The sequence below is a fragment of the Pseudomonas sp. SWRI22 genome (assembly GCF_014268395.2).
Classification (GTDB): domain Bacteria; phylum Pseudomonadota; class Gammaproteobacteria; order Pseudomonadales; family Pseudomonadaceae; genus Aquipseudomonas; species Aquipseudomonas paracarnis.
In genome coordinates this window covers 2837909-2853323 of record NZ_JABWQK020000001.1, presented here as the reverse complement: position 1 = coordinate 2853323, position 15415 = coordinate 2837909, and the positions used below count along the sequence as shown (strand labels likewise).

Genomic DNA, 15415 nt, shown 5'->3' with positions numbered 1-15415 from the left:
ATTTGAGACAAGAAGTCCTAGGGAATTTTAAATGCGTCTGCACCTGTTTAAGGCAATACCGTTCGTTCTCGCCGCCAGTTTCGTACAAGCCCAGACACTGCCCCAAGCCATGCAACAGGCATTGGATGTACACCCGGAAATCCAGGCAGGTGTTAACAGCCGCATCGCTGCCGATTACCAATTGCGCGCCGCACAAGGCGGCTACCTGCCGCGTGTCGACCTGAACGCCGGTTACGGCCGCCAAGGAACCGACAACGCCACCACCCGCGCCAACAACCCTGGCGGCAATCACTGGGACACGCTCAACCGCGGTGAATCCAGCCTGCGCCTGCAGCAAATGATTTTTGACGGTTTCGCCACCTCCAGCGAAGTCGGGCGTCAACAAGCCAACGTTAATTCCCGCGCTTACTCTTTGCTCGGGACTTCGGAGCGCACCGCGCTGACCGTTGCCCAGGTTTACCTGGAAGTATTGACCCGTCGTGAGTTCGTACGCCTGGCCGAAGATAACCTGCGCAACCACGAACGCATCTACGACCAGATCAAGTTGCGCACCGAGCGCGGCGTCGGCAACGGTGCCGACCAGGACCAGGCCGAAGCGCGCCTGGCCCAGGCCCGTAACAACTTGATCACCGAGCAGACCAACCTGGCCGATGCGCAGGTCAACTACCTCAGCGCCGTCGGCCAGATGCCCGACGAACTCGAGCGCCCGGCCCCATTCATGGCCATGCTGCCGGCAGACCTGAATGAAGCGCGTCGCCAGATGCTCGACAACAGCCCGATCCTGCGTTCGGCCGAGTCGGATATCTCTGCCGCCGAGAAGCAGTACGACGCCGCCAAGTCCAACTTCTATCCGCGTTTTGACGCTGAATTGGGTACCAACGCCGACAACAACGTCTCCGGTGATCCCAACCACAGCAATGGTTGGGAAGCCATGGTGCGCATGCGCTTCAACCTGTTCGCCGGTGGTAGCAACAAGGCCGACCTGCAATCGAAGTCCTACCAGGCCAACCAGGCGCTGGACATCCGTAACAATGCCTTGCGCCAACTCAATGAAGAACTAGGCTTGGCCTGGAACGCCCTGAACAACGCCAATGCGCAATTGCCGGTCGCCCAGCAGTACGTGGATCACAGCACCCGCGTACGCACGTCCTACCAGCAACAGTTCAGCCTTGGTCAACGTACTCTGTTGGATTTGCTCGACAGCGAAAATGAATTGTTCACCGCTTCCCGTCGCCTGGAAGAAATCAAGAACATTCAGTTATTTACTCAGTACCGAATCAAGGCGACCATGGGCGAATTGCTCAAGAGCCAGGGAGTGGTTGCACCAATGGCCTCCGTCGTGCAGAACGACGTGAAACCTAAAGTCCAACTGCCTGGGATGAATTGAGCCACCCCAATAGCCCCATCTGTTAGTCGAGAGTGCCCCGCGTGGAACCTGAAGTCAGTCGAGTCCATCTCAGTCATGATCCACGCGCACTGCACGACGACCCGTTACTTGACGGGTTGTTGGCGCTCTGCGCCCTGCATCAAAAACCGGCCAGTGCGGCCATGCTCACCACCGGCCTGCCGCTGCCTTCGCAACGCTTGAGTGCCGAACTGCTACCGCGTGCCGCTGCGCGGGCCGGGTTGCAAGGCCGGCTGCTGCAACGCAAGTTGGAACAGATCCCGACCATTGCACTGCCGGCGCTGCTGTTGCTCAAGGACGGTCGCAGTACCGTGCTGGTGGGCTGGGAGGGCGAAGATGAAGCGCGGATCCTGCTCAGCGAAAGCGACGGCGGTGAAGTGCTGATCAAGCGCGAAGCACTGGCCGACGACTACATCGGCAAAGTCTTCTTTGCACAGCCGCAGCACAAGTTCGACGTCAACCACGGCAGCCTGATTCCGCGGGCGCGCTCGTGGTTCCGTGACACCCTCATGCGTTCACGCTGGCTCTACACCGACGCCATCGCCGCCAGTTTCCTGATCAACATCATCGCCATGGCCGCGCCGCTGTTCGTGATGAACGTGTACGACCGCGTTGTGCCGAACCAGGCCACCGCCACCCTGTGGGTGCTGGCCGTGGGCATCTGCGGTGCCTACCTGTTCGACCTGATCCTCAAAAGCCTGCGCAGCCTGTGCCTGGACCTGGCCGGTAAAAAGACCGACCTGATCATCTCGGCCACGCTGTTCGAGCGCATCGTCGGCATGTCCATGAAATACCGCCCGGCGCGGGTCGGCAGCTTCGCGCAGAACATCCATGAGTTTCAAAGCCTGCGCGACTTCCTCGCGTCGCTGACCCTCACCAGCCTGATCGACCTGCCGTTTACGCTGCTGATCTTCCTGGTCATCGCCATTCTCGGCGGGCACCTGGTGTGGATCCCGGTGCTGGCGTTCCCACTGGCCCTGGGCATCGGCTACGCCTTGCAAAAGCCCCTGGTCGCGACCATGGAACGCACCATGGCGCTGGCCGCCGAGCGCCAGTCGAGCCTGATCGAAACCCTCGCCGGGCTCGATGCGGTCAAGGTCAACAATGCCGAGAGCGAGCGTCAGTACGGCTGGGAACAGACCATCGGCACCCTGAGCCGGCTTGAGCTGCGGGTGAAGTTGCTGTCGGGCCTGTCGATGAACATGACCCTGCTGATCCAGCAACTGGCCGGCGTGATCATGATCGTGTTCGGCGTGTACCAGATCATCGACGGCAACCTCAGCATGGGCGGCCTGATTGCCTGCTACATGCTCAGTGGTCGTGCCTTGAGCCCGTTGGCCTCGCTGTCGGGCCTGCTGACGCGCTATCAGCAAGCCAAGGTCACCATGACCTCGGTGGACCAGATGATGGAGCTGCCCCAGGAGCGCAACTTCGAAGAGCGCCCCATGAGCCGTCGCACCCTGCAAGGCGCCATCGAGTGCCGGGGCCTGAACTTCACTTACCCGAACCAGCAGAACCTGGCGCTGAAAAACATCAACCTGGTGATCAAGCCAGGTGAAAAAATCGGCATCATCGGCCGCAGCGGCTCGGGCAAAAGCTCCCTGGCCAAGCTGATCGTTGGCCTTTACCAACCCGACTCCGGCTCCTTGCTGGTGGACGGCGTGGACGTGCGCCAGATCGACGTGAGCGAACTGCGCCACAACATCGGCTATGTCGCCCAAGACATTCAATTGCTGGCCGGCACCCTGCGCGACAACCTGGTCAGCGGTGCGCGCTACGTCGAGGATGAAATGGTCCTGCAAGCCGCCGAACTGGCTGGCGTGCACGAATTTGCCCGCCTGCATCCCCAAGGCTACGAGCTGCAAGTCGGCGAGCGTGGGCAGAACCTGTCCGGCGGCCAGCGCCAGAACGTTGCACTGGCCCGTGCGCTGCTGCTCAACCCGCCCATGCTGCTGCTGGACGAACCCACCAGCGCCATGGACAACACCGGTGAAGAACGCTTGAAGCAACGCCTGCAAGCCGTGGTGCAAAACAAAACCGTGGTGCTGGTCACGCACCGAGCCTCACTGCTCTCCCTGGTTGATCGCCTGCTGGTGGTCGACCGTGGGCAGATTCTCGCGGACGGCCCGAAAGCCGTGGTCATGGAAGCGTTGAAGAAGGGGCAGATCAGTGTTGCTTAACTCCATCAAGAGTGCGGTCGGCCGCTACTTCAAAGGCTCCGATTCGCTGCAGGGCCAGCCGCTGCCCGAGGTCAACAAGGCGCTGATCGAAGATGCGCCACGGGTCATCCGCCTGACCATCTGGGCAATCATCGCGTTCTTTGTATTTCTGGTGGTGTGGGCCGGTTTCTCCCAGATCGACGAAGTGACCCGTGGCGACGGCAAGGCGATTCCGTCGTCCAAGCTGCAGAAAATCCAGAACCTTGAAGGCGGCATCGTCGCCGAGCTGTACGTCAAGGAAGGCCAGATCGTAGAGGCTGGCGCGCCGTTGATTCGTCTCGACGACACGCGGTTTGTCTCCAACGCCGGGGAAACCGAAGCCCTGCGCCTGGCCATGCAACTGCGTGTCGAGCGTTTGAGCGCCCAGGTGGATGACCGCCCGCTGAACATCCCTGACGAGGTGCTCAAGGCCGCGCCGAGCCAGGCCGCCAACGAGCGCTCCTTGTATGAAAGCCGCCGCCAGCAGTTGAAAGACGAAGTCGGCGGCTTGCAGGAACAACTCGTGCAACGCCAACAGGAACTGCGCGAGTTCACCTCCAAGCAGGGCCAATACCGCAGCCAGTTGTCCCTGCAACGCCAGGAAATCAACATGTCCGAGCCGCTGGTGGCCCAGGGCGCGGTGTCGCCGGTAGAAGTGCTGCGCCTCAAGCGCGCCGAAATGGAAACCCGCGGACAGTTGGACGCTACCACCCTGGCGATCCCGCGTGCTGAATCGGCGATCAAGGAGGTGCAACGCAAGATCGATGAAACCCGCGGCAAATTCCGCAGCGAAGCCCTGACCCAACTCAACGAAGCCCGTACAGAACTGAACAAGGCCGAGTCCACCGGCCGCGCGCTGGAAGACCGGGTCAGCCGCACCCTGGTCACCTCGCCCGTGCGCGGGATCGTCAAGCAGTTGCTGGTCAACACCGTTGGGGGTGTGATCCAGCCGGGCAGCGATATGGTTGAAATCGTGCCGCTGGACGACACCCTGCTGGTAGAAGCCAAGATCCGCCCGCAAGACATCGCCTTCCTGCACCCAGGGCAGGAAGCGGTGGTCAAGTTCACCGCTTACGACTACACGGTCTACGGTGGCCTGAAGGCCAAGCTCGAACGCATCGGCGCCGACACCATCACGGATGAAGACAAGAAGACCACCTACTACATGATCACTCTGCGCACCGACCGCAGCCACTTGGGCACCGATGAGAAGCCGCTGCTGATCATCCCCGGCATGGTTGCTTCGGTGGATATCATCACCGGCAAGAAAAGCATCCTAAGCTACCTGCTCAAGCCGATCATCAAGGCGCGGGCCGAGGCGTTGCACGAGCGTTGATCTTCAGCGCCTGTCCGACCTCATCGCAGGCAAGCCAGCTCCCACATTTGAATGTGTTCACCAATCAGAATGTGGGAGGGGGCTTGCCCCCGGTGAGCCGTCAGCATCACGCTACAGCTCAAACCAAACGCCATATCCATATGCGCTAACGGTATTTAAGCTTCCATCCTTATGCCTATAAATTCACTCCCCTGTCCGCCGGGAATGAATCAAATGTCTGCCACCACCGCCCTCCAAACCTTTGACATCCACCCCTTCCCCGGCAGTGTCGGCGCCGAGATCATCGGCCTGGACTTATCCCGCCCAGTCAACGACCAGGACTTCGCCCGCATCCATCGCGCACACTTGGACTACCACGTCATCGTGTTCCGCGACCAACGCATCACCCCCGAACAACAGATCGCCTTCAGCCGCCGTTTCGGCGTGTTGCAGATCCATGTGCTCAAGCAGTTCCTGTTGGCCAACCACCCCGAGATCCTGATCGTTTCCAACATCATCGAGAACGGCCAATCCATCGGCCTGGGGGATGCAGGCAAGTTCTGGCATTCGGACCTGTCATACAAAGAACTGCCCAGCCTGGGTTCGATGCTGCATGCCCAGGAACTGCCATCTGAAGGCGGCGACACTCTGTTCGCCGATATGCACAAAGCCTGGGAGCACTTGCCAGGTCACCTGCGCAACGCGGTCGAAGGCCGCAGCGCCGCGCATTCCTACACGGCGCGCTACAGCGAGACCAAATTCGAAGGCAACTGGCGCCCAACCCTTACCCCCGAACAGCTCGCCCAGGTTGCCGAAGTGGTGCACCCCGTTGTGCGCACCCACTCGGAAAACGGCCGTAAGGCGCTGTTCGTCAGCGAGGGCTTCACCACCCGTATCGTCGGCCTGCCCGATGACGAAAGCCGTGACCTGCTGGCCCAGCTCTACGCCCACAGCGTGCTGCCGGAAAACATCTACCGCCATCAGTGGCAGCCCCACGACCTGGTGTTCTGGGACAACCGCTCGCTGATCCACCTGGCCGCCGGGTGCCCAAGCCATCTGCGGCGCAAGTTGTACCGCACCACCATTCAGGGTGATGCGCCTTTCTAACGCGATAAAGCCTGCTAGGATTGCGCCCAGTTCACTCCCAACCGATTACGAGTGCTTGGCATGCAACTACCGGACATGAACCTGCTGGTCGCCCTCGACGCGTTGCTCGACGAGGGCAGTGTGGTGGGCGCCGCGCGGCGGATGAACCTTAGCCCGGCCGCCATGAGCCGCACCCTCACGCGTATCCGTGAAGCGGTCGGTGACCCTATCCTGGTGCGTGCCGGCCGTGGCCTGGTGCCGACGCCCAAGGCGCTCGAGCTGCAAGGCCAGGTGCGCAATGTGGTGGAGCAGGCTGCGTTGCTGTTCCGTTCGGCGGACCAAGTCGATTTGAGCACCTTGCGCCGCCGCTTCAGCGTGCGCGCCAATGACTTTTTCATCGGCGTGTATGGCGGGCGACTGTTCGACACCATGGAGCGTGTGGCGCCGTTGTGTGAGCTGCGCTTTGTGCCCGAAGGCGACACTGACGATGAAGCCCTGCGGGAAGGGCGGTTGGACTTGCGGGTGAGCAACACCATGCCTGCCAGCCCGGAAGTGAAGGTGCAAAACCTGTTCTCCACCACCTTTGTCGGCCTGGCACGACAAGACCACCCGCTGTTCGACGAAGAAATCACGGCGGCACGCTTTGCCAGCTACTCCCACATCAGCATCTCCCGGCGCGGCATCGCCCGTGGGCCCATCGATACGGCGTTGAATGCCCAAGGCCTGGAGCGCCGTGTGGCCATGATCGCCCCAGGCTTTCACGGTGCGATGTTCATGCTGCCCGATTCCGACCTGCTGCTGCCGGTGCCCAAGGAAGCCCTCCTGAGCGCCAAGCGTCTGAACCTGCCACTGCGTGCATTTGCCTTGCCGATTCCACTGCCAACCCTGGTCCTGGCCCAATCCTGGCACCCACGTTTCGACAAAGACCCGGCGCACAAATGGCTGCGTGAAACCATGCGCGAAAGCTGTCATGCCACCTGGCTAGAAGCCCAGCCGGTATAAAGCGAACGCGGATGAATGTGGGAGCTGGCTTGCCTGCGAAGGCGGCGTGTCAGTCACTGAATCTCTTACTGAACTGGCGCTATCGCAGGCAAGCCAGCTCCCACAGGGTTCAGTGTTGATGTTCAAAGTTGCGCCTGGCGCACTTATAACCTGCCAACAAGTAACTTTTTGTCATGAGAGTGCCTGATTAAACTGCTCGGGTATTTCTCATTCCGAGTTACCTGTTCATGACGTCCCTCGCTGCCCCCGTCCTCCAGGCCGCAGCCAAACCTACGGCCCCGAGCCCACCCGTGTTCGGCCCGCGCATCATCATCGGCTTGCTCGGCGTGTTGCTGGCGGTGCTGGTCTCCGGTCTCAACGAGATGGTCACCAAGGTTGCTCTCGCCGATATCCGTGGCGCGCTGTACATCGGCTTTGATGAAGGCACGTGGTTGGTCGCCGCCTATACCGCCACCTCCGTGGCAGCCATGGCCTTCGCGCCGTGGTGTTCGGTGACGTTTTCCCTGCGTCGCTTCACCCTGTGCGCTATCGGTTTGTTCACCGTGCTGGGCATCCTTTGCCCGTTTGCGCCGAACTACGAAAGCCTGCTGCTGCTGCGTACCGTGCAAGGCCTGGCCGGTGGCGCGCTGCCGCCGATGCTGATGACCGTGGCGCTGCGTTTTTTGCCGGCCAACGTCAAGTTGTACGGGTTGGCCGGTTACGCACTGACCGCCACCTTCGGGCCCAGCCTGGGCACGCCGCTGGCGGCGTTGTGGACCGAATACGTCGGTTGGCAGTGGGCGTTCTGGCAGATCGTCGCGCCGTGCCTGCTGGCCATGGCGGCCGTGGCCTATGGCTTGCCACAAGACCCGCTGCGCCTGGAGCGCTTCAAGCAGTTCAACTGGCGTGGTTTGCTGTTGGGCTTCCCGGCGATTTGCATGCTGGTGATCGGCCTGTTGCAAGGCAATCGCCTGGACTGGTTCGAGTCGGGCCTGATTACCTTCCTGCTGTGTGGCGGCACAGTGTTGCTGGTGCTGTTCATGCTCAACGAATGGTCACAGCCGCTGCCCTTCTTCAACCTGCAGATGCTCGGCCTGCGCAACCTGGCCTTCGCCCTGATCGTGCTGGCCGGCGTGCTGATGGTGCTGACCTCGGTGATCATCATCCCGTCCAGTTTCCTCGCCCAGGTCCAGGGTTACCGGCCGCTGCAAACTGCGCCGGTGATGCTGCTGATGGCGCTGCCGCAGTTGATTGCGCTGCCGCTGGTGGCGGCGCTGTGCAACCTGCGCTGGGTCGATTGCCGCTGGGTGCTGGGCATTGGCCTGAGCATGTTGGTGCTGTGCTGCATCGGCAGTTCTCACCTGACTTCGGCGTGGATTCGTGACGACTTTTACGGCTGGTACCTGCTGCAGATTTTCGGTCAGCCGATGGCCGTGTTGCCTCTGCTGATGCTGTCCACCGGCAGTATCCAGCCCATCGAAGGGCCGTTTGCCTCGGCCTGGTTCAATACCGTCAAAGGCCTGGCTGCTGTGATCGCCACTGCGGTGCTGGATACATTGACCACCCAGCGCGGGCATTTCCATTCAACCATGTTGGTGGACCGCCTGGGCAATTCGCCCCTGGCCGACGCTGACGCGCCGGGCCTCGCCCACCGCTTGCACGAGCAGACCGTGGTGCTGACCTCTTCGGATCTTTACGTCGTCATGGCCGGTGTCGCGGTGGCGTTGATCCTGCTGATTTTCTGGATGCCCACGCGGATCTATCCGCCTCGCGCTCCGGCCTGACCTCAAGGACTTTCCATGAAACGCAAAGACAAAATTGCCGTCTCCGTTATTGCTGTATTTGCCGTCGGCGTGTTGGTTTACCTGGTTGCGCCGGGCGTACTGGGCAGCAAGCACCAGACCACCAACGACGCCTTTGTCGCCGCCGACTTCACTCTGGTGGCGCCGCGGGTGGCAGGCTTCATCAAGGAAGTGCTGGTAGAAGACAACCAGCGCGTCAAGGCTGGCCAACTGTTGGCGTTGATCGACGACCGCGATTTTCGCGCCGCCGCCCAGGCCGCCGATGCCGACACCCTGGTCGCCCAGGCCCAGCTGAAAAACGCCAGCGCGACCCTGGAGCGCCAGAGCTCGGTGATCGCCCAGGCCCAGGCCACCGTGGCAGCAGATCGCGCAGAAGTGGCGTTTGCCGAGCATGAACTGAATCGCTACAACCACCTCGCTGGCGTCGGTGCGGGCACCGTGCAGAACGCCCAGCAAGCCAAGACCCGCATCGACCAGGCTACCGCGCGCCTGGCCAAATCCACCGCCGTGCTGGCCGCCGAACGCAAGCAGGTGGAAATCCTCACCGCCCAGCGCGACGCCGCCGAAGGTGGGCTCAAACGCGCCCAGGCCGCGCTGGAAATGGCCAGTTATCAGCTGTCTTACACGCGCATTGTCGCACCGGTGGATGGCATGGTCGGTGAGCGTGCGGTGCGGGTCGGCGCCTATGTGACACCGGGCAGCAAGATCCTCGCGGTGGTGCCACTGGCCGAAGCCTACGTGGTGGCCAATTTCCAAGAGACCCAACTGTCGCATATGCACGCGGGGCAAGCGGTGCAAGTCAGCGTCGACAGCCTTGACGGCGAACTGCTCAAAGGCCATCTGGAAAGCCTGGCGCCTGCCACCGGGGTGACCTTCGCCTCGGTCAAGCCCGACAACGCCACCGGCAACTTCACCAAGGTGGTGCAGCGTATTCCGGTGAAGATCGTCCTCGAACCGAACCAGCCACTGACCGAGCGTTTGCGCGTCGGCATGTCGGTGGAAGCCAGCGTCGACACCCGGCCGGTCGCGCAACAGCGTGAGGTGGCCCAGCAATGAAACACCTCGCCTGGCTCACCTTGAGCCTGATCAGCCTGAGTGCCTGCACGGTCGGTCCCGACTTCCAGCGGCCCGAGAGCCCGCAGATCAATCAATGGAGCGAACCTCAGGGCCGACAAGCTGCCGGCCGTGCCGTCAGCGATCCCTTGCAGGAGCGCTGGTGGGACGTGTTCCACGACGCGCAGCTCTCAGCCCTGACACGCCGCGCCCTCAGCGATAACCTCGACCTGAAGTTGGCCAGCAGCCGCCTGCAACAGAGCCGCGCGGTACGTCAGGTAACCACCGCCGAGCGCTACCCGAATGTCGATGCGGGCGGCGGCTACCAGCGCAAACGTAACAGTGGCAAAGGCTTGAACGACCCCTCCGGCGAGAATGGCCGCGCAGCCTTCAACCAATGGGACATGGGCTTCTCGGCCTCTTGGGAGCTGGATTTCTGGGGCCGGGTCAAGCGTGAAACCGAAGCAGCCGACGCCACGCTGGAAGTTGCCGAAAACGACCGTCGCGCCGTGTTGTTATCGGTGCTGGCCGAGACTGCCCAGGACTATATCCAACTGCGCGGCGTCCAAAACACCCGTGCCGTCACCGAGCAAAACCTTGATGTTGCGCGCCACAGCCTCAAGCTCTCGCAATTGCGGTTGGCCGACGGCGTGGCCACCGACCTGGATGTGGCCGAAGCCGCCGCCCAGGTCGCGGCTATCGAAGCGCGCCTGCCGGATTTACAACAGCGCCAGGACCAATTGATCAACGCCCTTAGCCTGCTGATGGGCGAGCCGCCTCAGGCCTTGCACGCGCAGTTGTCCAAAGACGCTCCCGTGCCGCAAACCCAACGCCAGGTCGCGATCGGCCTGCCATCGGAACTCGCCGAGCGTCGCCCCGACATCCGCCAAGCCGAAGCCCGCCTGCACGCTGCCACTGCCAGCATCGGCGTGGCCAAGGGCGACTTCTACCCGCGCATCACCCTGTCTGGCAGCCTCGGCTCCCAAGCCATGCAGCTCTCGGATTTCGGCTCCTGGGGTTCCCGTGCCTTTGCCTTCGGCCCGCAATTGAGCCTGCCGCTGTTCAACGGCGGGCGCCTGCAAGGCATGGTCGATTTGCGTGAAGCCCAGCAACAGGAAGCGGCGCTGGCCTACCAGCAAACCGTGCTACGCGCCTGGCATGAAATCGATGATCAACTGTCCCGCTACAACGCCAGCCAACTGCGTCGCGACAGCCTGGCCGAAGCGGTGCGCCAGAACCAGATCGCACTGACCACTGCGCAACATCAGTACGTCGAAGGCGTGGCGGATTTCGTCAACGTACTCACCGTGCAAAGCGCATTGCTGGCGACGCAGGAGCAGTGGGTGGAAAGCTCCACCGGCGTGTCGTTGGCCATGGTCGGGCTGTACAAAGCGCTGGGAGGAGGGTGGGAGTCGGTGTACCCGTTGCAGACCGCTGTGCGCTGAGCGAGAAAGAGTTTTTGTCAGTCGCCAAATAAGATGTAATGATAATTGCTCTCAATAACACTTCTGAGCTTTTCATGGGCATCGCGACTGACGGCCAGCAACAGCTTCACATCCTGTACCGCGACCATCATGGCTGGCTGCAAGGCTGGTTGCGCAAGCGCCTGGGCGACCGGGAACAGGCCGCCGATGTGGCTCAGGACACCTTCCTGCGCCTGCTGGTGGCCGGGCGCTTCCCGGGTGACAAAGAAAGCCGCAGCTACTTGGCGCAGATCGCCCGCAACCTGGTGATCGACCAATGGCGCCGCCTGCGCATCGAGCGTGCGTACCTGGAAAGCATCGCGCACCTGCCCGAGCCCGAGTCGCCTTCCCTGGAAACCCGCGCGCTGATCCTCGAAACCCTGATGCAGATCGACGCCATGCTCGACCGCATGCCCGACAATGTACGCCGTGCGTTTTTACTTTCGCAGTTCGAAGGCTTGAGCTATGCGCAAATCGCCGTACGCCTGGGCGTCACCGTCAGCTCGGTGCAGAAGTACATGACCCGCGCCATTGTCGCCTGCTACCAGGTGGTGTACGAAGAATGAAACACGACGCGCCTATCGCCCCCGCGATTGTCGAGCAAGCCAGCGAGTGGTTGATGCTGCAATGGGGCGACGAGCTCAAGGGCGAGCAGCGCCAGGCGTTTGCCCGCTGGCAGGCCGCTGACCCGGAACACCGCCGCGCCTGGCAGCGCTTGCAGCAGCTGCAACACACCCTGGGCGGCGTACCTGCCGACAGCGCTCGCGCAGTATTGCGCGACACCCCGGATACCCAACGCCGGGCCGCGCTCAAACTGCTCGGCCTGCTGTTGGTGGCCGGTGGCAGCGGCTACCTGGTGCAACGCGGTGAAACCTGGCAAGCGGCCTTTGCAGAGCTGCGTACCGCCACGGGCGAAATTCGCCATATGACCTTGAGCGACGGCACGCAACTGGACCTTAACAGTGACAGCGCCGTAGACCTGCGTTTCAGTGCTACCGAGCGGCGTATTCGGCTGATCCGAGGCGAGGTCCTGCTGACCAGCGGCCACGACGCCTCGCGCCCGTTGATCGTCGAAACGCCAGCCGGTGATGTGCAGGCGTTGGGCACGCGCTTTGCGGTGCGTGAACTGCCCGACGGCAGCCGCGTGGATTTGTACGAAGGTCGCCTGCGGGTCACGCCGTTGCAGGGTGCGCCGGTGCATATGCAGGCAGGGGACAGCCTGTGGTTCAACGCGCGTCAAAGCACCGCGTTGCCGGCAGTGAGCGCCAATGCCGGCAGTTGGACCGAGCACCGTCTGGTTGCCGAGCGCCAGCCGTTGGGTGAGTTCGTGGCGCAACTGAGCCGCTACCGCCCGGGCCTGTTGCGCTGTGATCAGGCGGTGTCAAAGCTGCTGTTGACCGGCGTGTTCCCGCTGAACGACACCGACGCGATCCTGGCGGCCTTGGAGCGTTCATTGCCCGTGCACGTGCAGGCGGTGACCCGTTACTGGGTAACGATCAAGGCGCGGGTCTGAAAATACTTTGTACAGGGCTTGTCGGTTTCTGCGGCCCGTTCGGGATACCTCTTGAAAGCCAATCAAGAAGCGTTCTCACGGGGAGTCCTGCCATGTCGCACCACCCAATCCAACCTTTGGCCCGCGCGCTGCGTCGTGGCCTGTTTGCCGGCCTGCTGGCAACGGCGCCTGTACTGCCGAGCATGGTTCAAGCCGAAGAAAGCACCGAAGCGCTGCGCAGCTATGACATTCCCGCGGGCAGCCTCGACCAGGCGTTGAACCGTTTCGCCAGTGCCTCAGGCATCTTGCTGTCGGTTGACGCATCGCTCACCGACGGCAAGCGCAGCGCCGGCTTGAAAGGGCGTTACGGCGTAGGTTCGGGGTTGCAGCGCTTGCTGGCGGGCAGCGGTTTGGCGGCGGTGCAATCCCAGGGCGGTTGGTCGTTGCAGGCCCTTTCCGGCGACGGAGCCTTGCAGTTGGGCGCGACCCAGATAAGTGGCCGGCAGGAGCAGGAAAGCGCCTGGGGCCCGGTGGACGGTATTGTCGCCAAGCGCAGCGCCTCGGGCAGCAAGACCGACTCGGCGCTGGTGGAAATTCCCCAGACGATCAACGTGATCACCGCCGCCGAGATCAAGGCACGTGGCGCCCAGAGTGTCACCCAGGCGTTGCTCTATACCCCCGGCATGACGGCCGGCGGCTTTGCCGACCGAGTCAAACTGTTCGACGAGCCGACGTCACGCGGCTTCTCGCCCACGCCGCTGTACCTGGACGGTCTGCACCTGCCTTATGGCGGTGGCAGCACCGGGGGCGCGTTGCAGATCGAACCGTATTCCTTGGAACGCATCGAAGTGCTCAAAGGCCCGGCGTCCGTGCTTTACGGCCAGAACCAGCCGGGCGGTATCGTCAATATGGTCAGCAAGCGCCCCAGCGAAACGCCGATACACCAAGTGGTACTGGAAGCCGGCACCTACGAACACAAAAGCGCGGCCATCGACCTGAGCGGCCCGTTGGACGAGGAGGGGCAGTTTCTCTACCGCCTGACTGGCCTGGCGAATGACGCGCAAGACGAAATCAACTACGTCGAAAACAAGCGCCAGTTCATCGCCCCCAGCCTCACCTGGCGCCCCAACGACGACACCAGCCTGACCCTGTTCGCCCAGTACCAGAAAGATAAAGGCGTGCCCGAAGCCCAAGGCCTGCCGGCGTCCGGCACGCTGTGGGACAACCCCAACGGCAAGATCAAGCGCGATGTGTTTATCGGCGAGCCGGGCGTCAACCAGTACAACCGCGAGCAATACGTGCTGGGTTACGAAGTTTCCCATCGCCTCAACGACATCTGGACCCTTAAGCAAAACGCCCGTTACGCCGAGGTCGACGACCGCTACACCGCGCCCTTGCACGGCTACCGCTTTGTCGCCAACCCCAATACCGGCGTGCAGGACCAACGCTACCTGCAACGCTTCGGCGTGGACTGGTCGCAGACCAACAAAGTGTTCGGCGTGGACAGCATCGCCCAGGCTGAATTCGACACGGGCGCACTGTCCCACACCTTCATCGTTGGCCTGGACTACTACCATTCCAACTCGCAGTTCCATGGCCTGTATGACCGCAACCCGCCGATCATCGACCTGTTCAAACCGGTGTACGGCCAGCCCTTGAACTTCGGCCAACCGTACCGCTGGGACCGCACCATTACCCAGACCGGCCTGTATCTGCAGGACCAGATCAAGCTGGATAAATGGGTGCTGGTACTCGGTGGCCGCTATGACTGGGCGAATGTGGTGAACAAGGAGCCGATACAGGACACCCGCTTTGCCAGCAAAGACCAGGCATTCACCGGCCGTGCGGGCCTGGTGTACCTGTTCGATAACGGCGTATCGCCCTTCGTCAGTTATTCGGAATCCTTCTTGCCGCTGGCCGGCACTGATGCGAACCGAAAACCCTTCGAACCCTCCACCGGCAAACAATACGAAGTCGGCGTGAAGTTCCAGCCACCGGGCCAGAAGAGCTTCATCCAGGCCTCGGTGTACAAACTGGATCAGGAAAACGTGCTGACCACCAACCCGGTGGACACCACCTTCAGCACCCAAAGCGGCGCCCTGCGCTCGCGGGGTGTTGAGCTGGAAGCCAAGGCCGTCTTGAGCGACGCCTGGGAAGTGGTCGCCTCGGCTGCGCGCAATGACGTCAAATACACCAAGGACAACGATGGCCGCCAAGGTCGCCACCCGGCCGGCATCTCCCCACTCACCGCCTCGATGTGGGTCAACTACACCGTGCTCGGCGACACGCACACGCCCTTGGCAGGGTTGGGCGCGGGCTTAGGCGTGCGTTATGCCCGTCAAAGCCTGGGCGACGACTACGAAGGCGCTTTTAATGTACCGTCCTACAGCGTCTACGATGCAAGCCTGAGCTACGACCTGGGCGCCTCGCCGCTCAAGCTCAAGGGCGTGAAACTGGCGATGAACGTGCAGAACCTCAGCAACAAGACCTACGTCTCGCAGTGCACCAGTGATTTGGATTGCTACTACGGGGAAGGACGCACGGTGGTGTCGAGCCTGACGTACGATTGGTAACTTAGCGTTTAGGTGATATTTGCTGCGGCGCGCACCCTTCAAGGGTG

At 62.1% G+C, this 15415-nt stretch carries 11 protein-coding genes; all 11 read left to right on the top strand.

The genetic code is table 11. The annotated features are described in order from the left end of the window. Positions 1–31 precede the first annotated feature (31 nt). On the top strand, positions 32–1387 hold the full coding sequence (locus HU730_RS12540; protein WP_034125411.1) for a TolC family outer membrane protein: 1356 nt from the start codon (positions 32–34) through the stop codon (positions 1385–1387). A 41-nt stretch (positions 1388–1428) separates the two neighbouring features. Further along, positions 1429–3585: a type I secretion system permease/ATPase gene (locus tag HU730_RS12535; RefSeq protein WP_034125412.1), complete on the top strand. Its 2157-nt coding sequence runs from the start codon at positions 1429–1431 to the stop codon at positions 3583–3585. Continuing rightward, positions 3575–4939 (top strand): HlyD family type I secretion periplasmic adaptor subunit, encoded by a 1365-nt coding sequence (locus tag HU730_RS12530; protein ID WP_014716369.1) that lies wholly within the window; start codon positions 3575–3577, stop codon positions 4937–4939. Before HU730_RS12535 ends, HU730_RS12530 begins: the two co-directional genes overlap by 11 nt. A 213-nt stretch (positions 4940–5152) precedes the next feature. Beyond that, positions 5153–6025 (top strand): TauD/TfdA family dioxygenase, encoded by an 873-nt coding sequence (locus HU730_RS12525; protein ID WP_186526679.1) that lies wholly within the window; start codon positions 5153–5155, stop codon positions 6023–6025. A gap of 60 nt (positions 6026–6085) precedes the next feature. Continuing rightward, positions 6086–7006 carry a LysR family transcriptional regulator gene (locus HU730_RS12520; protein ID WP_034125414.1) on the top strand — a complete coding sequence of 307 codons (921 nt, stop codon included), beginning with the start codon at positions 6086–6088 and terminating at the stop codon, positions 7004–7006. Between the two features lie 227 nt (positions 7007–7233). After that, a complete protein-coding gene (locus HU730_RS12515) occupies positions 7234–8769 on the top strand; it encodes an MFS transporter (RefSeq protein ID WP_034125415.1) in 1536 nt (511 codons plus the stop codon). A 15-nt stretch (positions 8770–8784) separates the two neighbouring features. Beyond that, positions 8785–9843: an HlyD family secretion protein gene (locus HU730_RS12510; RefSeq protein WP_032878511.1), complete on the top strand. Its 1059-nt coding sequence runs from the start codon at positions 8785–8787 to the stop codon at positions 9841–9843. Then, positions 9840–11285: an efflux transporter outer membrane subunit gene (locus HU730_RS12505; RefSeq protein ID WP_186526680.1), complete on the top strand. Its 1446-nt coding sequence runs from the start codon at positions 9840–9842 to the stop codon at positions 11283–11285. The genes HU730_RS12510 and HU730_RS12505 overlap by 4 nt, the downstream gene beginning before the upstream one ends. Positions 11286–11359: 74 nt before the next feature. Then, on the top strand, positions 11360–11869 hold the full coding sequence (locus HU730_RS12500) for a sigma-70 family RNA polymerase sigma factor (protein ID WP_054922440.1): 510 nt from the start codon (positions 11360–11362) through the stop codon (positions 11867–11869). Continuing rightward, positions 11866–12816, top strand: coding sequence for a FecR domain-containing protein (locus tag HU730_RS12495; protein WP_186526681.1), 951 nt, complete (start codon positions 11866–11868; stop codon positions 12814–12816). Before HU730_RS12500 ends, HU730_RS12495 begins: the two co-directional genes overlap by 4 nt. Positions 12817–12908: 92 nt before the next feature. Beyond that, positions 12909–15368, top strand: coding sequence for a TonB-dependent siderophore receptor (locus HU730_RS12490; protein ID WP_186526682.1), 2460 nt, complete (start codon positions 12909–12911; stop codon positions 15366–15368). Positions 15369–15415 lie beyond the last annotated feature (47 nt).

What these genes read in the sequence shown, in the direction of transcription:
- HU730_RS12540 (WP_034125411.1), top strand. Translation starts at nt 32, where the DNA reads ATGCGTCTGCACCTGTTTAAGGCAATACCGTTCGTTCTCGCCGCCAGT.
- HU730_RS12525 (WP_186526679.1), top strand. Translation starts at nt 5,153, where the DNA reads ATGTCTGCCACCACCGCCCTCCAAACCTTTGACATCCACCCCTTCCCC.
- HU730_RS12520 (WP_034125414.1), top strand. Translation starts at nt 6,086, where the DNA reads ATGCAACTACCGGACATGAACCTGCTGGTCGCCCTCGACGCGTTGCTC.
- HU730_RS12515 (WP_034125415.1), top strand. Translation starts at nt 7,234, where the DNA reads ATGACGTCCCTCGCTGCCCCCGTCCTCCAGGCCGCAGCCAAACCTACG.
- HU730_RS12510 (WP_032878511.1), top strand. Translation starts at nt 8,785, where the DNA reads ATGAAACGCAAAGACAAAATTGCCGTCTCCGTTATTGCTGTATTTGCC.
- HU730_RS12505 (WP_186526680.1), top strand. Translation starts at nt 9,840, where the DNA reads ATGAAACACCTCGCCTGGCTCACCTTGAGCCTGATCAGCCTGAGTGCC.
- HU730_RS12500 (WP_054922440.1), top strand. Translation starts at nt 11,360, where the DNA reads ATGGGCATCGCGACTGACGGCCAGCAACAGCTTCACATCCTGTACCGC.
- HU730_RS12495 (WP_186526681.1), top strand. Translation starts at nt 11,866, where the DNA reads ATGAAACACGACGCGCCTATCGCCCCCGCGATTGTCGAGCAAGCCAGC.
- HU730_RS12490 (WP_186526682.1), top strand. Translation starts at nt 12,909, where the DNA reads ATGTCGCACCACCCAATCCAACCTTTGGCCCGCGCGCTGCGTCGTGGC.